Annotated in this window: 14 protein-coding genes; 6 read left to right on the top strand and 8 right to left on the bottom strand. The window is 58.3% G+C overall.

The genetic code is table 11. The features are described 5' to 3' along the window. Position 1 precedes the first annotated feature (1 nt). Both devC and JQ603_RS06985 read right to left on the bottom strand, forming a co-directional pair. A complete protein-coding gene (devC, locus tag JQ603_RS06990; protein ID WP_212337660.1) occupies positions 2-1,183 on the bottom strand; it encodes an ABC transporter permease DevC in 1,182 nt (393 codons plus the stop codon). Further along, positions 1,180-2,337 (bottom strand): HlyD family efflux transporter periplasmic adaptor subunit, encoded by a 1,158-nt coding sequence (locus JQ603_RS06985; protein ID WP_212337658.1) that lies wholly within the window; start codon positions 2,335-2,337, stop codon positions 1,180-1,182. The genes devC and JQ603_RS06985 overlap by 4 nt, the downstream gene beginning before the upstream one ends. A 250-nt stretch (positions 2,338-2,587) precedes the next feature. Here JQ603_RS06985 and JQ603_RS06980 point away from each other — a divergent pair, with 250 nt between their 5' ends. From JQ603_RS06980 to tnpC, 5 genes are all read left to right on the top strand, one after another. Next, positions 2,588-3,313 (top strand): response regulator, encoded by a 726-nt coding sequence (locus tag JQ603_RS06980; protein ID WP_212337656.1) that lies wholly within the window; start codon positions 2,588-2,590, stop codon positions 3,311-3,313. A 58-nt stretch (positions 3,314-3,371) separates the two neighbouring features. Further along, positions 3,372-4,733, top strand: a complete 1,362-nt coding sequence (locus JQ603_RS06975) for a sensor histidine kinase (RefSeq protein ID WP_212337654.1) — start codon at positions 3,372-3,374, stop codon at positions 4,731-4,733. 113 nt (positions 4,734-4,846) lie between these two features. Further along, positions 4,847-5,209: an IS66-like element accessory protein TnpA gene (tnpA, locus tag JQ603_RS06970; RefSeq protein ID WP_349630698.1), complete on the top strand. Its 363-nt coding sequence runs from the start codon at positions 4,847-4,849 to the stop codon at positions 5,207-5,209. Further along, entirely contained in the window at positions 5,206-5,553 is a 348-nt protein-coding gene (tnpB, locus tag JQ603_RS06965; RefSeq protein ID WP_212337653.1) for an IS66 family insertion sequence element accessory protein TnpB, read from the top strand. The genes tnpA and tnpB overlap by 4 nt, the downstream gene beginning before the upstream one ends. A gap of 73 nt (positions 5,554-5,626) precedes the next feature. Continuing rightward, complete coding sequence (gene tnpC / locus JQ603_RS06960; RefSeq protein ID WP_212337652.1) at positions 5,627-7,198, top strand: IS66 family transposase; 1,572 nt, start codon at positions 5,627-5,629, stop codon at positions 7,196-7,198. 235 nt (positions 7,199-7,433) lie between these two features. Here the strand turns inward: tnpC and JQ603_RS06955 are convergent, their stop codons facing one another. The 6 genes from JQ603_RS06955 to JQ603_RS06930 all read right to left on the bottom strand — a co-directional run bounded on the left by JQ603_RS06955 (position 7,434) and on the right by JQ603_RS06930 (position 15,839). Beyond that, positions 7,434-8,585 (bottom strand): hypothetical protein, encoded by a 1,152-nt coding sequence (locus JQ603_RS06955; RefSeq protein ID WP_212337651.1) that lies wholly within the window; start codon positions 8,583-8,585, stop codon positions 7,434-7,436. 56 nt (positions 8,586-8,641) lie between these two features. Next, positions 8,642-10,564 carry an ORC-CDC6 family AAA ATPase gene (locus tag JQ603_RS06950; RefSeq protein WP_212337650.1) on the bottom strand — a complete coding sequence of 641 codons (1,923 nt, stop codon included), beginning with the start codon at positions 10,562-10,564 and terminating at the stop codon, positions 8,642-8,644. Then, entirely contained in the window at positions 10,564-11,700 is a 1,137-nt protein-coding gene (locus JQ603_RS06945) for a phosphoribosyltransferase-like protein (protein ID WP_212337648.1), read from the bottom strand. Before JQ603_RS06945 ends, JQ603_RS06950 begins: the two co-directional genes overlap by 1 nt. Before the next feature lie 2 nt (positions 11,701-11,702). Next, positions 11,703-13,637 (bottom strand): hypothetical protein, encoded by a 1,935-nt coding sequence (locus JQ603_RS06940; protein ID WP_212337646.1) that lies wholly within the window; start codon positions 13,635-13,637, stop codon positions 11,703-11,705. Beyond that, positions 13,634-14,263, bottom strand: a complete 630-nt coding sequence (locus JQ603_RS06935; protein ID WP_212337644.1) for an NADAR family protein — start codon at positions 14,261-14,263, stop codon at positions 13,634-13,636. Before JQ603_RS06935 ends, JQ603_RS06940 begins: the two co-directional genes overlap by 4 nt. 187 nt (positions 14,264-14,450) lie before the next feature. Continuing rightward, positions 14,451-15,839, bottom strand: coding sequence for a tyrosine-type recombinase/integrase (locus JQ603_RS06930; RefSeq protein WP_212337642.1), 1,389 nt, complete (start codon positions 15,837-15,839; stop codon positions 14,451-14,453). Between the two features lie 296 nt (positions 15,840-16,135). Between JQ603_RS06930 and JQ603_RS06925 the strand changes: the two genes are divergently transcribed. Beyond that, the gene (locus JQ603_RS06925; protein WP_212337640.1) at positions 16,136-16,498 is read left to right on the top strand and encodes a DUF1428 domain-containing protein; all 363 of its coding nucleotides are present in this window, start codon (positions 16,136-16,138) and stop codon (positions 16,496-16,498) included. Positions 16,499-16,661 lie beyond the last annotated feature (163 nt).

Genomic DNA, 16,661 nt, shown 5'->3' with positions numbered 1-16,661 from the left:
TCTAGAATACTTCGGCAGGATCGGCTGCCCGAAGGCGCCTGGTCGCCACCGCGCCCGAGAGCAGACACATTGCGACCGTGAGTGCTAGAACGAGCAGCGGCCTGCTCACCGGCATCGTTACGGCGAGTTCGGTTCCGAAAGCCAATACCCAGTAGAAGACGAACGTCAGCAGAATTCCCGGCAAGAACCCCAACGCTGCCAATACGAACGCCTCCTGGAATACGACTCCCAGAAGATAGCGATGGGTGAAACCCATCGCCCTCAACGTCGCATATTCCGACAAATGATCATTCACATCGGCTGACAGGATCTGATAGACAATCGCAAAGCCGATGAAGAGACCAACGATGACGCCGAAAGTGAATATGAATCCGATCGGCGTATTGTCCTTCATATAGCCCTTGATGTAGTTCGCGTATTCTTCCGCAGTCATGACCTTGGTGTCGCTCGCTGGAAGAGCAAGCCTGATGCGCTGGGCAACGGCGGCGATATCCGCACCAGGCGATGTTTTCAGGAGAATAGCGCTCGCTGAGGAAGCAGAATTGCGCGGGAACAGCCGCAAGAACGTCTGGTCGCTTACAATCGCGGAGCCGTCGCTATCAAAGGAAGCGCCGAGAGAAAAAAGGCCAACGATGGAGACGGTCCTTCCGGTGACCTCGACTGGCACGATATCTCCGCGCTCGGCTTCGGCGGCGATCGCGCCAAACGGCCGGCGCGTGAGTTTATCGAGTAGGAGCGTATCGGCCGCGCGCAGCTTCGGCAGTTGGGCCGAGATTTCAGGCCTCGTGAAGCCGTCGAAATCGGGATCTACACCGAATACCATCACGTTGGCCTGGCGGATGCTCTTGGGACTTCGAAATGAGACGGAGCCAATCTGCAGCGTCGATCCATCAGCGACACCTTCGACGCCCAAGGCTTGGTACAATCGTCGTCGTGGCAAGGTGCCAGACTGCCCCAACACGCGCGCTTCCGGACTGAGTAGAACAATATCCGCGTTAAAGATGCGCAGCGGCGTCACGGCCGTCTCGTAGAGCGCCCCCATGATTCCGAGCTGCATGAAGATCAAGATGTCGGCGACCGCAACCCCGGCCAGGGCGACGGCGAGACGTCCCCTGTTGTGGCGCAGCTGCCGCCAGCCCAACGGAATCCGGCTTGTAAGGCGGCGCCTAATTTCCGCGATCATTGCGCGAACACGCCTCTGACCTGAAGACGCGATAGTTTTTCGACGCGCTCGGAGTCTTGCTTCGACAGAGAAACGTAGACTTGTACGACACGCGCGTCGGTTGAGGTGGCAGGATCGTTGTTGATAACCGTCTGCCGTACCACTGCATCGCCGACATAGGTGACGCGCCCTTTGAGGCTTCCCGAGATCGCTTCGGCGCGAACATCGACGGCCTGCCCCAATCGAACGCGCCCGATATCGCTCTGATAGACATCGACAACGACGCGCATGTCGTCCGTCGCCCCCAGCTCGAGCAGCCCATCGTTCCCGACGCGCTCGCCGACGCGCGCCTTGAGGCTCAAGACGCGCCCGTCGAACGGTGCGCGGACGATCGCCTGGTCCAGCGCCGTCTTGGCGACTGCCAGATCCGCCTGCGCAGAAAGCACCTCCTGCTCGGCAATGGCGACGTCGATCGATTTGTCCGTTCCGGGGACCTTCGCTTCAATTCTTTCAAGCGCCGCTTCCGTTTCGGCCTTGGTCGCCTGTGCGGTCTGGAGATCGCGGGCCTTTTTCTCGAGATTTGAGACGGTCGCGTAGCTTCGATCGACCAGCGTCTTCTGGCGATCGTACTCGGACTGGTCCTGGTTGATGTCCGCCCGTGCACGGTCTAGGGCAGAACGTCGGGACTGGATGGTGTAAGCGATTTCCCGGCGCTGGCGCTCCAGCATCAGCTCTTTCAGTTCAACCTGCACCTGAGCGGCGGTAACCTGGGCCCACAGCTTGTCGGCGGTATCCATGATCGCAAGAGGCTCTCCGGCTTTCACCGACTGCCCCTCAGACACGAGCAGAAGGCTGATTCGGGACGCGTCGGGATTGCCGGGAGCACCGAGCCTGACGACTGTCGTGGACGGCTCCAGATAACCGAGACCGACCACCGCAGCAGGCTTCCCTGGCACCGGTGACTGGACCAGATTGGTGCGGGGCGTCTGATTCTGTGCGGCGATCGCGAACCAGACGATTGCTGCCGCCACGGCCAAGCCGAACGCGATCGCCAACGCCATCAAGCCACGCGCGGTGGACCGTTTTGCCTTGGTTCGCGGCAGCGCCCAAGCGTCGGGGTGCAATACTTTGAGCGCCGGCGTCGTTTCGCGCTCTGCCTTAAACTGCTTGTTCATCCCGCGGCTTGTAACGCCCGCACCTGTTGGGACGATAAGCGGCAGGTTTCCGATTATTTCATTCTATGACGACGGGACGGATTGCAGGAATGCAGTTCGGATTTCGTTAACTGGCCATCTGGCTCTGCCGAAGCCGCGGGATCCCGGCGGCAAGGCCCGTAGTTGAATGATGGTAAATGGACTTCTGTTACAATATGTTACGCGAAAGGACTTGAGACGTCAGCAAAACCTCGAAAAGGATGCCCCGGTCATGTCGGTCCTTCCCCATGTCCTTATTGTCGATGACGATCCCAAAATCCGGTCCGGTCTGGCCAAGTTCTTGGGACAGCAAGGCCTGCGCGTTTCCGTTGCAAGCGACGGCAAGCAATTCAGGGACAGGATTGCCACGTCCAAATTGGATCTGATCGTTCTCGACGTCATGCTGCCGGACGAAAACGGACTGTCGCTGCTGAGACAAATGCAGGCAGAGAACCCGATACCAGTCATACTTTTGACGGCCGTCGCCGAGGAGACCGACCGAGTCATTGGCCTAGAGCTGGGCGCCGAGGACTATATTTGCAAGCCATTCGGCCTGCGCGAGCTTCTGGCGCGCATTCGAGTCGTCCTGAGACGCCAAGCAACTGTCGATCAGACCAAATCCGTCCGTCACTCGTCGGTTTTTGCGTTCTCTGGGTGGACCCTGGATATCCGCGCGAGGACGTTGAAGTCGCCATCGGGCGCTCTGGTCGAACTCACCTCCGGGGAGTATGACCTGCTGCAAGCCTTCGTCGAGCATCCAAACCGAGTGCTTAATCGCGACCAGCTCCTGGATCTGGCAAGAGGTCGTACCAGCACTTCGATTGACCGCACCATCGACGTTCAGGTGATGCGTCTACGACGCAAGCTCGAGGAAAACCCGGAAAATCCAGCCATGATCAAAACAGTTCGGAATAGCGGATACATCTTCACACCGGTTGTCGAAAACGATGCCGGCTAAGGGTCGGGCCCTGAGCTGGATCAGGCGTCCGGGAATTGGCCGCCGAATCGCTGGAGCCATGGTGCTCAGCGTTCTGGCAGTTCAGACCCAGGCGGCGTTTCAGGTCTGGCTGTTCTCAGAGCCGGAGATACGATTGACCGGAGCCCGATGGCTCGCCGAGCAAACCACCAACTTCGCCGTCGAAATCTTCGCGCAGCCAGTCTCCGGCCGCAAGCTGAAAGCCGAGCAGATGAGCTCGGTTTTATCCGTGGCTTGGTCGGCAGAAAAACCGATCGAACGATCGAACAGCGATCACGACTTGATGTTTGCGCGGCTGGGCGCAACGATCAAAGCAATGCTTGGCAACACGATTCGGGCGGTAGAACTCCATGACACGGGCTTTTCTGTCATCGCACCGTTTCAGCGGATCAAGACCGATGTCATGCCCGCAACAATCGCTGCCTCGTTGAGCACCCTGCCCCTGAGTTCAAACGAACCGGAAACACTCATACCCGCCAGCCTGCGGATCGCCGTGCAGGGTCGTGATGGCTCGTGGATGAGCGTGTCATTTGCCGAAACAGTTGGCGGCATCGGTTACGCTCTGCCGCTTCTCCCGCTGATTGGTGGCGGCCTGATCATCGCAGCAATCTCTACGCTATTGGCCCGCCGCATCGTCGCGCCGCTGGACAGGCTGGTCGAAGCTGCCGATCAGATCGGCAAGACGCGCGATTTCGTCACGGTGTCCGATCAGGGATTGTACGAATTTGGCGGCGTCGCCAGAGCGTTTGAAGATATGCAGCGTCGCCTCTTGTCGTTTGTGACGGAGCGCACGCAGATGCTTGCGGCCATCTCTCACGACCTTAGAACATCGCTGACGCGAATGCGCATTTGCGCCGAGCAACTCGACGCCGAGGACGATCGCAACGCGATCATGTCGGAAATTTCCGACATGACCGCCATGGTTGACACCACACTCGCGTTCGCAAGCGGCGAGACAAGTGAAGCGACCAATCAGTCAATGGATCTAGCCGCGCTGTTGATCAGCTTGGTTGATGAAGCAACCGACAAGGGGCTTGATTGCAGCTATGTTGGACCTGATCATCTTGAAATTGTCGGACGTCTGATACCACTGAAACGAGCGTTTCGAAATTTGATCGACAACGCCGTGAAATACGGGTCGGTTGCACGGGTTGACCTGAAAGCGAGCCACGATCGCGTCGAAATTGGCATCAATGACAACGGCCCCGGCATCCCCGAGGACAGGATCGAAGAGGCGATGGCCCCGTTTCGGCGGCTGGATCAGTCCCGGAGCGCAGAGATTCCCGGGACCGGATTGGGACTGACGATCGTGCGTGACGTCATTTCAAGCCACGGCGGCGCCATCACGTTCCGCACCGAGCATGGCCGGGGCTTCACAGTGACAGTTCTCCTACCCAAATGAACCGATATGAGTATCCGTCCGGTGAAGGCCGCCTTGCCGAGTGAGGCGTGTTGTTGAGAACTGTCCTTATGGACAGTGATAGGCGCAGTGCCCAAGTCGAACGGCTCGAAGTAGTGGACACAGGCCGACGGCGGCGCTGGTCCGAGGATGAGAAGCTCAAGATCGTCCTGGAGAGCTTACAGGCGCCGCGCCAGGTCGCGGCGACGGCGCGGAGATATGGCGTTTCGCGCTCATTGCTGCTCCGATGGCGACGGTCGTTTCGCCCCGAGCCGAAGGATGCTGCCCATCAAACGGGCTTCGTACCGGCGATGGTGGTCGCGGAATCGGGGCCTACGCCTGGTGCGGTCGGGCCGGCCGGCGGCGGCGCGATCGAGATCGAGTTTGCGGCCGGGGCTCGGATGCGGATCACGGGCACGGTCGACGCGGCGACGCTGAAGGCCGCGGTCGCGGCACTGGCAGATGGACGGCCGCGGTGATCCCCATTCCGTCGGGCGTACGGGTGTGGATTGCGACCGGCCACACCGATATGCGTCGCGGCATGAACTCGCTGGCCTTGCTGGTGCAGGAAGCCATTAGGCGCGACCCGCACGGCGGCGACCTCTACGTGTTCCGTGGCAAGAGCGGCAAGCTTATCAAGATCCTTTGGCATGATGGGCTGGGCATGTCGCTCTATGCCAAGCGGCTGGAGCGCGGCCGCTTTCTCTGGCCGTCGTCGGCTGATGGCGTGGTGACCATCACCCCAGCCCAGCTTGGCTACTTGCTGGAGGGCATCGATTGGCGGATGCCGCAACACACGTGGCGGCCGCAGGCGGCCGGCTGATCGCTGTGATTTGAATCGACGGCACGATCGGCAGTCCGGACAGAGCCGGCGTCTTGTGATTCTCTGGTCGGCGATGAGCGCCGATGATTCTCTCCCTGACGATGTGACCACCCTGAAGGCGATGCTGCGCGCCGAGCGAGCGGCCCGCTTGGCCGCGGAAGCGGAGGCCCAGGCGCGGACATTGTTGATCGAGAAGCTCAAACTCACGATCAAGAAGCTGCGGCACGAGCAGTTCGGACAGTCCTCCGAGCGAGGCGCATTGCTGGACCAGCTCGAGCTACAGCTCGCCGACCTGGAGGAGAACGCGGCGCAAGCCGAGACCGCGACGCAGATGGCAGCCGAGAAGATTGCGGTGCCATCGTTCGAGCGCCGCAAGCCAGCCCGCCGGCCGCTGCCGGAGCATTTGCCGCGGGAACGCCTTGTCTATCCGGTGCCTGCGACCTGCCCATGCTGCGGCGATAGCCGGTTGCGCAAGATCGGCGAGGACGTGACCGAGACGCTGGAGCTCGTTCCGCGCCAGTGGAAAGTGATCCAGCACGTGCGCGAGAAGCTCGTCTGCCGGGCCTGCGAAGCGATCACCCAGCCGCCGGCTCCCTCGCACCCGATTGCGCGCGGGCGTGCAGGGCCCAAGCTGCTGGCCCATGTCCTGTTCGCCAAGTACGGCCTGCACCTGCCGCTTCATCGTCAGAGCGACGTCTACCAGCGTGAAGGCATCGACCTCGATGTCTCGACGCTGGCAGACTGGGTGGGAGGCTCCGCCGCAACCCTGATGCCGTTGGTCGATACGATCCGGAGCCATGTCTTTGCGGCCGAGCGCATCCACGCCGACGACACCACAGTGCCGGTGCTGGCCAAGGGCAAGACCCGAACCGGCCGGCTCTGGACCTATGTGCGCGACGACCGCCCGTTTGCCGGGCCAGATCCGCCGGCGGCCGTGTTCTTCTACTCGCCGGATCGTGGCGGTGAGCATCCGGAGCAGCATTTGACCGGATATGCCGGACTGATGCAGGCCGACGCCTATGCTGGGTTCAGCAAGCTCTACGAGGCCAATCGCAAAGCAGGCCCGATCATCGAGGCCGCGTGCTGGGCACACGGCAGGCGCAAGTTCTTCGATCTCGCGCGGCTCAGCAAGGCGCCGATCGCGGCCGAGGCGGTCAAGCGCATCGATGTCCTGTTCGCCATCGAACGTGAGATCAACGGTCTTGCTCCCGAGGTGCGCCTGCGCGTGCGCCAGGAGCGTAGCCGCCCTCTGATCGTCGAACTGCAGGCGTGGTTGCGCGAACAGCGCGCCAAGCTCTCCAGGAACAACGATACGACCAAGGCAATCAATTACTGCCTCAGCCGCTGGGACGCATTTACCCGCTTCCTTAATGACGGACGGCTGTGCATGTCGAACAATGCCGCCGAGCGCGAGCTTCGGGCTGTCGCCGTGGGCAGAAGAAATTGGACCTTCGCCGGCTCCGATGAGGGCGGCCGGCGTGCGGCTGCGATCTACACCCTCATCGCAACCGCCAAGCTCAACGACATCGATCCACAGGCTTGGCTCGCCGACGTGCTGGCCCGCCTGCCGGATCATCCCGCCAAGCGCATCCACGAACTCATGCCCTGCAATTGGCGACCTCAGAACGTCGCTCACGCCGCATAAGCGCGGTCAGCCATCCCGCTCAAGATGACCTAACCAGGGGCCGTCACCGGACGCGTACCCGGCGAGTGCTGCCAGCCTGAACATCTGCCAACCGATGGGGGCCGGCGAACTGAAACTGAATGTGGCTAGCAAAACTTAGGAGGGCACGGGGGGAAAGCTCGTAGCCGTCGCCACGAGGTGACACCTCAAATTAGTGACCCCTAAAGCAGTTTCTACCGGCGGCTGGAGCCACGGCTTAGCTCGAAGGGGCGGCGACCGAGGCTTCGGAACTAACATCCGTCTGATATGCGTCGCCGGTCAACAAGAGCGCCGAAATGACGGGACGCGACTGTAACACCAGCTCCAGGTCCGCTTCGTATCGTTTTGGCTCCGCGTACGGGATCGCCACGCTGGATTTGTAGTCCATGGAAATAAGTTTCATTTCGAAGCAGGCCAATGCGCTTCCGACGGTGATTAACTTGCTTGCCAGCGGGGTCACCACCAGGCGGCATCTGCCGATTAGGCCAAGAGACTTTCGAAAACGCTGCATGGCTCCTAACAGCTGACGATAAACCTCGAAGGGATGTGTTTCGTTCACATAGAACACGTTGCCGATTGGCGTCGCCCGCTGAGTGAACAACACGCTGTCATATTCCAACAAAAGCTCGTCACCGCGACGGGGGTTCCGCGACGGGTGGGGCAAGATCGGGCAAATCTCTGCAAATTCACGAATACTGGCTTGTATCTTCCTGAGTTGAGCCAAGCGGTTCTCACCAAGAATGGGAAACCATACCATTGGCTCCTCTTGCTGCGACTCCGATTGAAGAGCCTCCGAGTATCCAGGAATCAATGTCAAATCGTTGCTGGGATCTTCCGAACTTATCTTACTGTCTAGTTGTGCATCTTCCGCAACAAGGACCTGTAATGAAACCCCGTTGGCGAACAACCCGCCATTCTTGTTGCCCTCGGGAATGATGCGGGCAAGCAATGAGAGAAGAATGGTCACGTAAGCAACCCGAGGCAAAGAACTCACGTCTAGGACAATGTCCGTCTGGTCCGTTACTGACTTTAGTATCTCGTCAGCTCCCTGCCGAAGGGCAATGTTCGAACTGATGTCGTCCTCTCCCTCTGCGGCGCCACCAATCATTACCGTGTGCGAGGTGCCAACACCTTCGAAATAAGCCAGCATCTCAGCTTCGTTTTTCCGGGTCTGCACCCGCAAATCATTTGATAAATGGTAGCCGGTAAAACCAACGAACAGCAGGTGTGCCCGCTCAACTTCGCATTCCGAAGCCTTCAATCTGTCTACAAACCGCGCTAGGACGCTTGTCGCGCGAACATCAAATCCTCTACCGGTAATGAACAGCAACCGCGTCGGCCGGCCTGCCTGCTTTCGTTCGGTGAACATTTGATCCCAAAGTTCCTCGACATCGGGACCTCTCCGAAAGACATAATTTTCCCAAATCACAGTGCAGCCTCCAAGGTTAACCCTCGGACAGGCTGCAGGCCGGTTTCGATCCACTCAGCCAACTGTTGCACTGTGACATCCTGCCAACCGCCGTATTGCAGCGGCAGTCCAAAATGCGAGCATAGCGTTCGATTCAGATAGAAGACAGTCCCCCCCTCCCGCGAGGTGCTGGCGCTACTCTCTCGTGCGACCAAGAGATTTTCGGCCACGCATTCGTCAATCACCCGCTTGATTACAGTGAACGCAGAGCCAGACGCCTTGGATATCCGCTGGAGCTTGATGATCTCCGACGCAGACAACCTGATCCCCGTAACGCCGGGGGCGTACGGTGCGTTGATGACAAATGTTCGATCCCTGCAAAATGTACCAATGGAATTTAGCAAGCGCTGAGCTAGCAACCCTTCTGTATGGTTGCGCGGAATGAAATCAATCTTCTTGGCCGCAACGTCCTTTAGCCGCCTTTCTTGCTCACGTGGCAGAAGGTACGGCTCGCCTTGGCGACGGAGTGCCTGCTTCGCCCGCATTCCGTCATAGAGGGCCGCAGCTAATGCGAGTAGCTCCTCGACGTTGTTCGTCGACAAGGCGCAAAGGCGTTCCAAGCCAAAGTAGTAAGGCGTCTTTATCTCGTAGTTCATGAAAATCTCCGCTGCAGCTCTAACAGCGGAACTATCTCTATCGTCAAATTCTTCGGGCGCCAGAGGAACCAACTGGAGCGATAACTGACGGTTCGCCTCGTCGCGCGCGATGAGGATTCTGGTCGTGTAAAGCTCAATCGCGTTTTCGTAGTTGTGAGCGGCGGGTCCCGACACAGCTTTGGCGAGCCACTCCGTATATCTCGGATTACGTTTGACTCGTGCCGTTCCTCGATCAAAGCGTTCGCGAGCCTCTCGATAGAGCGACTCTACCTCTTTCGGATCTAGGGCCTCCGCCAAGTATTGTTGGAACGTATTGCCGGGTACAACCGATTGGAGTGCAAAGCGCCTGTCTAGAATGTTCTGAGCGAATGCCACGAACTGACCGCTGCGGCCACCCCACATGTCCTCCAAAGAGTAAAAGTTCACGTCCCGACCAGGGCGCACTCCTTGCGATAAAAATTCTTCGCCAAATGCAATGCTTCTCCCAGCAAGCCACACTGGCATTTGCGGCCTCAACGTAACGATCTCGTCAATCAGCAAAGAACGCTGCGTTTTACGCAATTTCTGTATATCATCGATCATCAAAAGCCGTTTGGGTGCAACGACGCGCCCCTCATGGACGAAACGCACGGACTGCAGCCACAACAAGGATTCAAATCGGACATCTGCCGGCGCGGCGGCTCCCGGCACGTATGCCAGGGAATCCAATTGAGAATAGACCTCGCGCTCCCGCTGCTCCGCCCATCGGATCATTTCTGCTGCAGATTGGTGCAGCGGGATCGAGCCAAGGTTTTGGAGCGTCTCGTCATCGTAATGTAGCTGAAGAGCTTCCATGGTTTGGGCGGAGGTAGACCCAACCAGTTCGCCTAGACTACGGAGACTACGAAGTACGATGCGGCAGTCTAGAAGGGCGCGGAACATGCCCGCACTAATCGCAGAGGCACCGGGCGGGAGATCGGCATATCCAGAAGCGCACGAAAGAAACACGCCTAGCGTCTGCGGTCCAGTTTCGGCATCTATTACGCCACGGTCGACAAGCTGACGATAAGTATCAACGCCCATCGGCCCGCCGTGCCAAAATGCACGAAGTGCGTTTGGGGTGAATGCCCGAAGTATCGTCGTTTTTCCGCCACCAGGTGGGCTACGGAAAATATGTACCCCACCCCGAAGGCAGTCCTCATTCAGCCGCTCCAGCACTTTTGGCGCGAACATTTGAACGAACTCTTGATCAGAGGTCGTGCGCTCCGACATCCTTTCAAGAAATGGATTTGCTCGATAAGCCATTAGCTTGTCCGATGCCTGCTTACCCTCGGGAAGAGCCCAACAAAATTAAACTCTTCGGGTCCCCATAGCGCATAGACGCTGTTGTTGGGAGTGTTATGTGAAAGCACGAGCGGCAATGCACACTTTGCGAAACCGTAGCGCGCATCTTTCGTGCCGCCGATTGCAATATGGGAATCTGATGCCCGATCGTCGTAGTATCCACTCTTCGCGAGCATCGCCATCACAGCCGGATCGGTGGCGGGAGATAGCGACGCATCACGTTCAATGGGGCAGAGAACTCGAACTCGCAGTGGCTTTAGTCCTCGCTCCGATGTAAAGCGCTCAGACCAGTATTCGATGTGATCAATAGCTTGGCGGGTAGCGACGTACAGGAGCAAATAGATCTCGTAGTAGCTCGGGTTAACCAGCCCGCCATCCAAGACCATATCGTAAATCTTCTGTATCTTTCCCGCGAAACGTCGTTGTCCGTCTTCTTCCTCGAATCGGATGTACGTGTTTCCACTTCCGGAAAAGTCGTCGACAAGCCACACAAGATTGAATCGCTCGGAGTCTATGTTGTCGCGGGGAGGTTCTCCCGCTGCTTCCGCTGACTTCCGCAGCGACTTGCGGAGTTTGGCAAGCATATCTTCGGCTTTTGTTTCGCCTAGCTCGTAGGCCTGCCAGATTTGCTCATTGCTGATAGCGCCATTGCTTGCTCGGCGGAGATCGTTCGTATGGGCGCCATCACTTAAACCGAGGTATAACGATTTTTGCCCAAGGCGCTCGAACCGGGGGTGTTGGATAAGTTGCCCGACTTTGAAGGGAGCGATCTGGCTCTCTTCTGCCACAAGCCGAAGGCGTTCTTGAACAATCACATCGGGATAGGCAATGGTTACGAGATGTGCGATCTCTTGCTCAGATATAAAAATCAGTTTCTTCTGGATGAACTCCAGGGCCGTGGTGCGATCGGTCTTATCGAATTGCTCCAGCCAGAGTGCTAAACTCTCAATGAAACGCTGGCCCGGACCGTATCGTTGATAATGATTATACTTATAGTCGGCTAGCAGCTGGAGACTCAGACTGTGTTGCAAGACAGTATCTTGATCGGTCCAGTCCATGACCGTGGCCAACAGCTCCTGTGCAATCTTGTCCTTCATGATCAATCTCGCGACAAATCGAAATAAAAGCGGCGGTGACCAGGCTCGATTTCTAGCCGCTCCAGATACCAAAGAGTTGCATCGACGTCCCGCTTGTAGCGTGGAGCTAATTTCCAGCCGCGGTCAATTCTACGAGAAGGAAGGTCTACGCTTAGCGAAAATCGATGCTGGAGCAGTGAGGCGTCGTTGCCCGGCCACGCACCTAGGTCGCCCATGGTGACAACTTCATACGGATCGACAGACTGTTCTCGAACAATGCTCGCCACCAAGTGTGATTTGCTGACGTCTCGCGACAGCACATCGATGGAATGCTTGCTGCGTACGATCGTACTTGTATCGAGGCCTGCTTGCTTGAATGTATCAACAATCACGAACCACATGTCCTCGGTGCGGACGCCGTTGCGGAACCTAATGCTCAGTTGATATGGGGCCGTTGTCCTCGCTTCCTCGATTGGTACTCCGAGAGACTTTAGCCCAAGGATCAGGCGCTTAGCATGGATGAGGAATTCGCTCAGTGGTTCTGTTGTCTGCGGCTCTTGACCGAGCCCGCCGATCCAGCCTCCGTTGTATAGGCCCAGACGAATGAATGGCCATAGCTCGGGGGCAAGCAGCGATCGCAGATGATCCCTAATAGAGCCGCCACGCCCGGATGCGACGCCGACGATTATCTCAGCGCGTGTGAGGCGCTCCAGCTGGGACACAATAAGTGGCGGAGGCTGCAGGTCGCGATTGTTGGAGCTACACAGAGTGCCGTCGTAGTCGAACACGATTGAACGAAAGCGCTGCGAGTTGAACGCTTCTTCTGTGGCTTGCCTCGCCCGTCGAATAGTTCCGCTGGATCGAGGCGACGGCCAATGGGCGCCCAAGACTTCATACTTTGAATGCTCGCCTCGCAGGCCGACTTCAAGCGGTGGCGGTATAAGCGAGGTCAAGTCCGCATAGTACAACTGACGACCAAGATCGGAGACTGTTGGGCGAGCGATGTTTCTTTGGGATGCATTTGCAACTGCAGATACGAGATGCATGCCAGCTATCAGGCCTGCTATGAGGTCTTTAGGCTCCGCACCAGGTAGCGAAAGGCGGAAGTGCGGAACCCGCGTTGGTACTTTCGTATGCATATCATCCCAAAGCCTAGTAACGGCCGGCTCGGTCAACACAAGCAGAGCAGAATCGTTTGGCCGTTCGGTCAACCATAAATGGCGGCCGTGCGCGAATGATCGAAAGTCCGCTAGCTGGCAAAAAAGGAGCGCAGATTCTGAAAACTTAGATTCTAAATCTTCTGCGATAGGGCGGAGATGAGGAGAGAAGACGATAATCAAACTGCGCCGTGACGCGACCTCTTTTGCGAACTGCTTCGAGTTCTCGATCCAGTCCCGAAGAGGGAGATCATCGAACTGAAGTTGGTCGACATTGAATTGGATCTTCCGCCCTTGCCGGTCCAGCTCTCCGTAAGCTCGCGCAACTAGAGCAGCGTCAAATACGAGGCTGTTGGTTGCTAGGTAGCCATCCTTGTCGGCTAATGGAAATACGTGGGGCGTAACGTCGTGGAGCTCAGAGACGCGCGCCATCAATGGGCTTTCACTTCGATTTGTAACTACGTGGACTGAACGCGAACTGTGCTCGCGGGCCCTTTGGAGCGCTTCGATTACATCTGGGTTTTTGCCCTCGGCGGAGATGATAAATATCGGACTGGTGGAGGCTAATGTAGGATTGCAGATTAGTTCCAAGGGCGTCACAGCTCGCGATACGCGCCCGGTATAAGCTTCGTGCAAACTGCAGAGGAGCGACGCAACAGTGAATGACCCGCCGGACCCAATGGCTATTAGGCTGGCCTCGCTTGCTCCCTCGATTGCAGCCTTCAGTCCGTCGATGTCCGTTTTGCCCGCCTTGTCGACGGTCGACGCAAGGTTAGCCAGCTCCTCTTCGTAAGGCGTCATGCCCGCTTAGCTTTCTTCCGCTTCGAGGCGGCTGGCGGTCGGCTGATGCGATCTTTGCGGGCTCCTTTTCGCTGCGAAGGTGCTCGCGGAGAAGATATAGCCCGGGAGGCGCTGCCCTTCTTCAATTCATCGCGAATCTCCATCAACATCACGCCCAACATATTCATTCCGTTTCCGGCCACTTCGCCCCAAAGACGATTTACTGCGTTGTTTACAGTTCCCGCCTCTACAAGTCGCTTCGAACCTGTCGAGAGGAGTAGCTCAGCGAGGTCAGGGTGCTGTTCAAATTTCGCCTTCAAGACTCGCCGCATCCGATCGAATTTAACTTTCGACCAATCGGGCACGATGTCCCAGGTATACAGGCCATGGGCCGCCATCGCGGCGAGAGCTGGAGTAGGAGCAGCCAGTATCCAATCTCTCACAGCCGGCTTTAGGGCTTTTCCGGCCTGATAGGCGTGCTCAGATGTTGGATAAAGCACGCCGTCAAACTCAACCGGGCGCCGATACAAATTGCTGAAAGGCCCGTATGGCTTTTCGTTGGCTCGATAGAACCTAATGGCATCGTCAGCAGCCGTGTCATTCTTGGCTGAAGTCTCCGTCAGCTTTTTCTTCGTTTGACGCGCCATCACATCCCTCTCGACCGGACCCTTGTGCGGCGGGCCGGCCGCATGATCAGTAGGCGATTCGTGCCGCGCTTGCAGAGCTAAGAAACACCTAGCCTAGGAACAAATCGCAGCCGTGCCAATGAGTTAGCAACAAACTCCTCAGAATTTTTCTCGCTGTTTGCGCTAAGCCCTGTCGCGCTGTGCAGATTTACAGGGCCGGCAACTTGACGGCCTCTACGCAAGCCTTCTTCAGCTGCTTCAGCTGGGCGTTGGAGTACAGCCCAAAGGTGATTCCGACCTGGCTCTCGTGGCCCATAATGTCCGCCACGACGTTCTCCCGGTGGCCCGCATCCTCAGCTTTCGTCGCGAACCAGCGCCTAAAGCTATGAAAGTTGACCTTGGACCGTCGTGCGCCTGGTCTTTTGTCGTGCACGCCAAGTTTCTTGCGGTAGTAAGTGAACCGCTTCGAGAGAGCCATGGTCCGGTTGCCATCCCAGCCGGTGTCCTGAAAGTCGGGAAATAAAAAGGCCGCCGCATCGCGCCTGCCGACAAGTTTCGCGATCATCGGTCGTAGTGCCGAATGGATTGGAATGGTCCGCACGCCCGCCGCGGATTTGCTGCGAGTGACACTGAATATGTTCTCGCGGCAATCACCGACGCGAAGCTGGCCGATCTCATCGAGGCGCATTCCCGAAAGGGCTGAAATCCTCATGGCGTTGGCCATGTCGGTGTCTGCCGGGCCGCCGAGAAGGATTCGAACCTCATCATCTGTGAACGGGCGCTCGGGACCCATCGGGCCGTCCGGAGCGATCCTGTGCGCCTTGGCCTTGGGGAGCGACTTGCGCATCCACGGGTTCGACTTCACGCCGAAGCTCTTCTCCAGCCAAGTCCAATATTGCCGCAGGGCAGATAGCTTCTTGTTGGCCGTTTTGAAGTGCACGCCCGCCTTGACGAAAGCCTCATCGCGGAAGTCGGCGGCGACTCGGTCGGTCGTGGTCTCGATGAAGAAGCCTTGGCTCGCCTTCGTGCACCAGTCCTTGAACTGCTCCAGCGCCGTGCGGGCGTCGGCCTTCGTGCGCTCGCTATAGGTCGAGGCCGCAAGCCACCGTTCAATGTAGAGGTCCGCAGGGGTGACCTTTGCGGACGCCAGTTGAACGAACTCGGTGGCCTCCTTGGTCGCCGCCCGGGGTTCTTCGAAGGGACGGTAGTCATCCCGGGAGCCGCCGGCTGCGAGGTCGATCTCTTCAGCCCGGTCCGTGATCTGATACATAAGGTCATTGCGCCGCGCGGCATCCGCTCGGACAAATTCTTCGCGGAAAGCCATGGCCTCCAAGAGCAACGGGTCCTGATCCTCGCGGCCGGGCGTCCGGTGCTTGGCAATCTCGGATTTTAAATCCGCAACGGCATTCCAGCGGGCAATGCGGGCCACTCGGAGGTCGGTAGTCTCCAGGGACTTCAGGAGCCGCTTCTTGCCCAAGGCCCGCCGCAGTGTCCTGGGAACCTCAGCGACCGCGTACCAAGTCGTCCCTTCGCCCCGGGGCTGGGTCAGGTAGCGCCGATCGCCGCCGCCTTTTTCCGCTCTCAGAATAACGCTCACTCGGCCTGCCCCTAACGGTGCCCCCAACGCATTGCCCCCAACGCTGGGATTGATATAGGCCTATTTTCGCAGTATTTCCAGTGCCCGCGACCCAGTGGCGTAGGGTCCAGGTTCCCCAGCCAGTTCCGGGCGCTTTCTGAAGACTGATTTGTCGGCTCCGGCGCCGTACCATTTTGGAAACCGGCGTGTCGCACTGACACTCGCGACGGTTTGCCTCAGCGGAAATGGCGTCTTCGACGTCGGGCCGCCACGCGCCCAGTCGTCCTTGGGACACGTACAACCCAAGGAGATCGGGAATGCCCTATGTCGATGGTTTCGTGCTGGCCGTGCCGAAGGACAAGATCGAGGCCTACAAGGCCCTGGCGCGAACGGCCTGCGCGGTCTGGATGGAGCACGGCGCGCTCGACTATGTCGAATGCATCGGTGACGACGTTCCCTATGGCGAGTTGACCTCGTTTCCGCGCGCGGTGATGGCGAAGGAGGAGGAGGTCGTGGTGTTCGCCTGGATCGTCTATCGCGACCGGGAGACGCGCGATGCCGTCAACAAGAAGGTGATGGCGGACCCGCGGCTCAAGCACGGCGACATGCCGTTCGACGGCAAGCGCATGATCTATGGCGGCTTCACGACGCTGCTGCGGGCGAGCGACGTAGCGGGCTGAATGCACGCTTCGTAGGGTGGATTAGCGCAGCGTAATCCACCATCTTCGTCCCCGCGGAAACCAAGGAGGTGGGTTACGCGAACTGCGCTTCGCGCAGTCGCACAGCTAACCCACCCTGCGGTTGTTGGTTTGGGTCGTTTTGATCGCGCTAATCGACGCCAGA

It is taken from the genome of Bradyrhizobium liaoningense (genome assembly GCF_018130825.1).
Lineage (GTDB): Bacteria > Pseudomonadota > Alphaproteobacteria > Rhizobiales > Xanthobacteraceae > Bradyrhizobium > Bradyrhizobium liaoningense_B.
The sequence above is the reverse complement of the archived record's forward strand: the minus strand, read 5'-3'. Positions and strand labels throughout refer to the sequence as shown.